This is a genomic window from Acidovorax sp. HMWF029 (assembly GCF_003060895.1).
GTDB lineage: Bacteria > Pseudomonadota > Gammaproteobacteria > Burkholderiales > Burkholderiaceae_C > Acidovorax.
Map to the genome: position 1 here is coordinate 1,464 of NZ_QAIH01000294.1, position 3,952 is coordinate 5,415.

5 protein-coding genes are annotated in these 3,952 nt (G+C 68.5%); all 5 read right to left on the reverse strand.

The window, feature by feature from the left end; genetic code table 11:
* Positions 1-177 (reverse strand): sensor histidine kinase N-terminal domain-containing protein (locus DBR12_RS23275; protein WP_233244967.1); only part of this gene is annotated, 177 nt, incomplete at its 3' end.
* Positions 177-845, reverse strand: coding sequence for a response regulator (locus tag DBR12_RS20210; protein WP_108618871.1), 669 nt, complete (start codon positions 843-845; stop codon positions 177-179). The genes DBR12_RS20210 and DBR12_RS23275, both read right to left, overlap by 1 nt.
* A 229-nt stretch (positions 846-1,074) precedes the next feature.
* Positions 1,075-2,088 (reverse strand): tripartite tricarboxylate transporter substrate binding protein, encoded by a 1,014-nt coding sequence (locus DBR12_RS20215; RefSeq protein WP_108618868.1) that lies wholly within the window; start codon positions 2,086-2,088, stop codon positions 1,075-1,077.
* Between the two features lie 121 nt (positions 2,089-2,209).
* Positions 2,210-3,526 (reverse strand): hydroxysqualene dehydroxylase HpnE, encoded by a 1,317-nt coding sequence (gene hpnE, locus DBR12_RS20220; protein ID WP_108618869.1) that lies wholly within the window; start codon positions 3,524-3,526, stop codon positions 2,210-2,212.
* A gap of 19 nt (positions 3,527-3,545) precedes the next feature.
* Positions 3,546-3,952, reverse strand: a 407-nt coding sequence (locus tag DBR12_RS23280) for a squalene/phytoene synthase family protein (protein ID WP_233244965.1), incomplete at its 5' end; no start/stop codon positions are given.

The following is a 3,952-nucleotide window of genomic DNA, read 5'->3' on the forward strand; positions in this document are numbered from 1 at the left end:
GTCGATGGATTTGAGCGCCCCGAGCAGCGAGCGGTCGTAGGCGGCGTTGGCAGCCTCCAGCGCGTCGTGCCGGGTCATCCACAGCTCAACACCCGTTACCACGCCCAGCAGCGGCAGCAGCAGCATGGCCAGCAGCCGCCACAGGCTGGCACGGCGCAAGCGGGTGGCCAGGCCCATCAACCCGACTCCAGGGCATAGCCCAGGCCGCGCAGCGTGGTAATGCGCACACCGCTGCCGTCCAGCCGCTTGCGCAGGCGGTGCACAAACACTTCCACGGCTTCGGGGTGCACGTCCTCGTCGTCAGAGAACACGCGGTCCAGGATCTGCTGCTTGGAAAACGGCTCGCCGCTGCGCTGCACCAGCACGCGCAGCACCGCATGCTCGCGTGGCGACAGGGCCAGGGGCTCGCCATGCAGCGTGAACTGCTTGCGCGCGTTGTCGTACACCAGCGCGCCACACGCAAGGCGCGGGTGTTCGTTGCCACGCGCGCGGCGCACCAGGGCGTGCAGGCGGGCCTCCAGCTCGGCCAGCTCAAAAGGTTTGGCCAGAAAGTCGTCGGCCCCCGCGTTGAGCGATCGCACGCGTTCGTCCAGCGAATCGCGCGCCGTGAGGATCAGCGCGGGCAGGCGCTGGTCGCGGTCGCGCAGGCGCTGCAGCACGGCCTGGCCATCGAGCCCGGGCAGGCCCAGGTCCAGCACCAGCGCGTCGTAGTTGTCGTGCTGCTGCAGCGCACGGTCGGCCAGACGCCCGTCGTTCACCCATTCCACCTGAATGCCCGCATGCTCCAGCGCGCGGCTGAGCCAGGTGCCCAGGTTGTGATCGTCTTCTGCCAGGAGGATGCGCATGGGGGGAATGCTACTGTCGTTCGGCGATAGTTCCAGGCGCCCCAGGCGGTTGCAACTGGCGAGGCCCCAGCCAGCGCCACCGTGGAACTGGCTTTGCCAGGCCACGGGTGGCGTCCCCCCTCTGGGGGCTGAGATGCCGTCCAAGCCTGCCTGCGCAGGCTTGGACGGCATCGAAGAGCTGCAGCCTACGGCTGCGGCGCCGAGCGGGTTGCGGCTCAGGGGGGCTTCTCTAGTCCGGCTTGATCTGCGCGCGCTTGATCACCTTCTGCCAGCGCGCCTGCTCCGCCGCAATGAACTGCGCAAACTGCGCGGGCGTGCCGCCAATGGCTTCGGCCGCATCGCCGTTCAGGCGCTTGAGGGCTTCGGGTGCCTTCACGGCCTTGGCGGTTTCGGCGGCCAGCTTGTCCAGGTGCTCCTTGGGCAGACTGGCGGGGGCCAGCATGCCGTACCACTGCGTCATTTCAAAGCCGGGGAAGCCCTGTTCGGCCACCGTGGGCACGTCAGGCAGCTGGGGCAGGCGCTGGGTGGAGCCGGTGGCGATGCAGCGCACCTTGCCGGATTTGATGAATGGCAGCAGGGCCGCCGCGCCCACCGAGGCGGCATCAAGGCGGCCCGAGAGCAGGTCGGTCATCATGGGGCCGGTGCCCCGGTAGGGTACGTGCAGCATGAAGATCTCGGCGGTCATCTTGAGGTATTCAAACGCCAGGTGGCCCGCGCTGCCGTTGCCTGCCGAGCCGTAGCTGAGCTTGCCCGGGTTCTTCTTTGCGTAGGCGATGAACTCCTTGAGGTTCTTGGCGGGCACGTCGGGGTGCACCACGTACAGGCTGGGCACCTTGGCCAGCAGGCTCACGGGCTTGAAGTCTTTGTTGGCGTCGTAGGGCAGCTTGTCGAAGATGTAGGGGTTCACCGCCAGCGTGCCGATGTGGCCCAGGATGAGGGTGTGCTGGTCTTCGGCGCGGGCCACTTCCTGCATGGCGATGTTGCCTGCGGCGCCGGGTTTGTTGTCTACAAACACGCTCTGGCCCAGGGTCTTGCTCAGCTCGGCCGCCGTGGAGCGTGCCACGATCTCGGAGCTGCCGCCCGGTGCAAAGGGCACCACAAAACGCACGGACTTGGAAGGCCACGCGGCCTGGGCAGACGCGGTGGTGGGCAGCAGGCCGCCCAGGGCCAGGGCGCTGCCTGCGCCCAGCAGGTGGCGGCGGGTGGGGTGGAAGGCGGCGGGAATGTCGTTGTTGAAAAGCATGGGTGTCTCCGTGAAAGCCATTGCGGCGTTGCGCGGCGTATGGTGTGCGCAGCGTGCTTTCGGAATGCTGTCAGTCGGCATGGGGTTTTCCCGATGCCTGCCGGGGTGCTGACGTCGATGACTACGCCAGTGCAGCCACGGCGGTGCCGCTGAGCACGGCGCCTTCCAGCGTGGCGGGGTAGGGGCCGTGCACATAGTCGCCACAGGCGGTCAGCCCCGGCAGCACCTGCATGCCGGGCCGCCGCAGGCCGGGGGTGCAGGCAAAGGTGGCGCGCTTTTCCACCACCGTCTGCACGGGCTGCAGGGTCGATAGGCCCAGCTGGGTGGCAGCCTGCTGCAGCACCTGCTGTTCGATCTGCAAGCGGTCGCCATCGCTGGCGCTGACCACAAAAGCCAGCAAGCCGTGGTTGCCATCCAGCTGGCCCCGGTCGAAGACGAACTGCGCGGGCTGATCGGCCGTGTTGCGCAGCGCCACCATGGGCAAGGGCAGGCGCACGCCGTGCGCATGGGCATAGACAGTGGTGATGGCTTCAAAGCGCAGGGCTGCGGCCTGGGCGCTCCATGGGCTGGCGCTGGCCAGCCCGGCGAGGCCCGCCACGCCTGCCACCAGGCGGCTGGCTTCCCATGAGGGGCAGGCCAGGGTGATGTGGTCAAAGACCTCGGGAGTGCCCTCAGCGGCGTTGGCTGGGCCGATGGCGCACACGGTCTGCCAGCGTCCGCCCGGCATCGGTTGCAGCCGCTGCACCCGCAGGCCCGTGATCACCTGGCCGCCGCGCTGCGCTAGCCAACGCGCTGCGGGTTCGGGGAAGAGCGAACCCAGGTCCATGCGCGGCAGCAGCAGGTTGGAGCCGCCGCGCCCGCTGAACAGGCTGTCCTGCAGCACGCGCAGAAACACCTGGCCGCTGGCCTCGCGGGCGGGGGTGTTGAGCGCCGACACACACAGCGGATCGATGAATTCGGCCATCAGGCGCGGCGTGAGCGCAGCGCACAACTGCGCTACCGAGGTGGAGGGCGCGCAGCGAAAGCCGCGCAGTTGCCATGCGGTAGCGGTGCGCAGCAGCGCCAGCTTGTCGCGCCAGCCCCAGCCCTTGGCGCGGGCAATGCCCAGCAGCGCATCCAGGGGCGGGGGCAGGTCGGGAAGCTGCAGCCCCTGGCCGTCGGGGAACTTCAGAGTGAGCGGCAGGCGCAGCAGGGCTGTATCCACATCCACACCCACCTGGCGCATCAGGCGCAGGCTTTCGGTGTAGGCGCCAATCAGGATGTGCTGGCCGTTGTCGAGCGTGGCGGGCGTGCCGCCCGGCAGCGCGCCCGGCACGGCGCGCGCCCGGCCACCCACCGTGCGCGCAGCCTCGAACACGGTGACCTGGCGGCCCGCCTGCACATGGGCCATGGCCGCAGCCATGCCAGCCCAGCCTGCGCCAACGACGGCGACTTTCATGGGCGCTGCATCACCATAGCTACATCCGGCCCAGGGCCTGCACCTTCCACGCCAGCCAGAACTTGCGCAGCGGCGTGAGTTTGATGCGCTGGTGCAGCACCTGGAAGTTGTCGTGCTCGATCTCGCGCAGCAGCGTGCGGTAAATGCTGGCCATCATCAGGCCCGGCTTTTGGGCGCGGCGGTCGGCATCTGGCAGCAGGGCCAGGGCCTCGTCGTAGAGGCGGTGCGCGCGCTCTGCCTGAAAGCGCATCAGCGCCGTGAAGCGGTCTGAGTAGGTGCGCTTCAAGATCTCGTGCGCCTTCACGTCGAATTGCTGCAGCTCGCTCACCGGCAAGTAAATGCGGCCCAGCATGGCGTCCTCGCCCACGTCGCGGATGATGTTGGTGAGCTGAAAGGCCAGGCCCAGCGTGTGGGCGTATTCAGTGG